The sequence below is a fragment of the Lactobacillus apis genome (genome assembly GCF_002837055.1).
Taxonomy (GTDB): domain Bacteria; phylum Bacillota; class Bacilli; order Lactobacillales; family Lactobacillaceae; genus Lactobacillus; species Lactobacillus apis.
The window spans coordinates 1-2325 of record NZ_PDKP01000041.1 but is presented as its reverse complement, the minus strand read 5'-3'; the positions used below and the strand labels follow the sequence as shown (position 1 = coordinate 2325).

The 2325-nt window shown below is 36.2% G+C and carries 2 protein-coding genes; both read left to right on the top strand.

The window, feature by feature from the left end; genetic code table 11:
- Positions 1 to 1420, top strand: a 1420-nt coding sequence (locus tag CRG87_RS07680) for an FAD-dependent oxidoreductase (RefSeq protein ID WP_101138730.1), incomplete at its 5' end; no start/stop codon positions are given.
- A gap of 21 nt (positions 1421 to 1441) precedes the next feature.
- Positions 1442 to 2325, top strand: an 884-nt coding sequence (locus CRG87_RS07675; RefSeq protein ID WP_133125504.1) for an MFS transporter, incomplete at its 3' end; no start/stop codon positions are given.

The window sequence follows — 2325 nt, the reverse complement described above, 5'->3', positions numbered from 1 at the left end:
ATGTGCAGCTGCTGAAAAAGGTGCTAAGGTTTTAGTAATTGATAAAATGAAAAGTACTAACTTTTTATATCGCTTATCACTTGCTGCGGTCGGGACAAAAACACAGAAAAAAGCAGGAATTGAAATTGATAAGTATCAATTAATCAATTACTTATCTGCTTTTGCCCAAGATAACGTTGACCAAAAGTTACTTTGGACATGGGTTAATAATAGTGCTTCTACAGTTGATTGGCTTGAAGACAATGTTTTAAAGCCTCATGGTGCTCACTTATATCCTGAAACAGACGCACATTATCAGACCTTAATTAATACAGCTTTTCCTACAGAACACGATGTTACCAATGATAAGCATGAGGATGTCTTTTATGGAGACTGGGTCGTAGAAAAAGCTAAAGAGCTTGGTGCAGAATTTTTGTGGCAAACTAAATTAGAGCATCTAATCACAGAAGACGGTACTGTAACTGGTGTATTAACAAAAAACACTAAGACATCAGAATTAAAAGAGTTCAAAGCTAAGAAGGGTGTCATTATTTGTTCTGGAGGATATGGCTCAAACGAGGCCTTAATGCAAAAATGGAATCCACTTGGCTTGAAGAAAAATGTTTACTCCGATAGTCCACGTGATGATGGTTCTGGTCAATTAGCGGCTGTTGAAGTCGGTGCTTGGCGTGATGAAGAACCAGCTGAAATCATTTTTGATCGCGGGTCTGTGCCAGTAGGAACCAATACAAATGAATATTACGTTAAGTCTTGGGAAGATATTGGTTATTTCTGGATGGGAAGCTACCCACTTTTGAAATTGAACTTAAATGGTGACCGCGTAGGTAACGAAAGTGCTCCTTATGAATTTGATATGAATAGAGCAACTAAGCAACCAGGCTATTTGCAAGTAGCGATTTGGAATGATGCAACAATGGATAATTTAGAACAGTTCCATACTTTAGGCTGTGCACGATTGAATTGGCCAGGTTTTTATAATACCGATGAAAACAAAGAAGAAATAAACACTAGAATAAAAGAAGGCTTTGTTCAAAAAGCAGATACAGTTGAAGAACTGGCTAAGAAGCTAAACTTACCAGTTGAAAATCTAAAAAACAGTGTAGATAACTATAATAAGATGTGTGCTCAGGGTAAGGATACAGAGTTTGGTAAAGAGAGCTTTAGACTTCTGCCACTTACAGAAGGTTCATATTATGGTGCTGTGTATGGTGGACGCTTATTAGCGACATTGGATGGTCTTAGAGTAAACACAAAAATGCAAGTACTTAATACACAAGGAAACGCAATTCCACATTTGTACGCTGCAGGTAATGCTAGCGGTGGATTTTTCTGGGGGTCATATCCAGATCATGTTCCAGGCTTAACTGCTAGTCATGCTCAGACTTTTGGCAGACTAGCTGGACAACAAGCCGCTTTATAATTAGTTGTTTAATTTTAAACAATGTTTATTGGAAAAAACATTAGGGAGTCCAAATTAGCTAGGATTTATCCGTGGTTAATTGTCTTGGCATCTGGACTGCTGATGAGCTTACTTGAGTATACTTACACTTTACTATTTAGTTTATTTTTAAATCCGTTAGTAGAATCTTTGAATAGCAGAATGTCAATAGTAGCGCTGTATTACACATTAATTAGCTTTTCAATTTCAGCAATGCTACCAATAATTAATCGAGTAATTGACCGAATTAGTTTGAGCAAAATTACCCTTACTGCCGTTATAGTTGGCACTATAAGCATATGGCTCTTTTCAAAAATTAATCGAATTTGGGAGTTATACTTACTTGCGATTGTTGTAGGAATTTGTAGTGCTACTTGTGGAACTGTAGTCCAAGGTATAGTTCTTAATAATTGGTTTGCTAAAAGAAAAAATTTTGCTTTTACAATGGGGTCATTTGTTTCGACTATTTATTTGTTGATTATGACACCACTGATAACTTATCTCATCAATATTTGTGGTTGGAGACAAACAATGCTAATTCTTGCTTGGATGACGCTAATATTAGGAGTGCCATGTGCACTATTAATGAAAGCAAGTCCACAAATGATTGGATTGAAGCCTTATGGGCTAAGTGATGATGAAACAGGGAAAACAGATAAGGGGTATCTGGCCAAAAAAGTAGATCCAAAAAAGATAATTTTTTCGCGATCGTTTATAATTACACTAATCTTTTTCATAGCAATTACTTTTGCTTCTAATATGAGTCAACTTTTTCCAACCTATGCAGTTAAAGTCGGTTTTGGAGCTACAGTAGGCGGATTAATGGAAACAATTATGACAGGTGTTGATATTTTAATTACACCCTTGTTTGCAATAACTACTGAAAA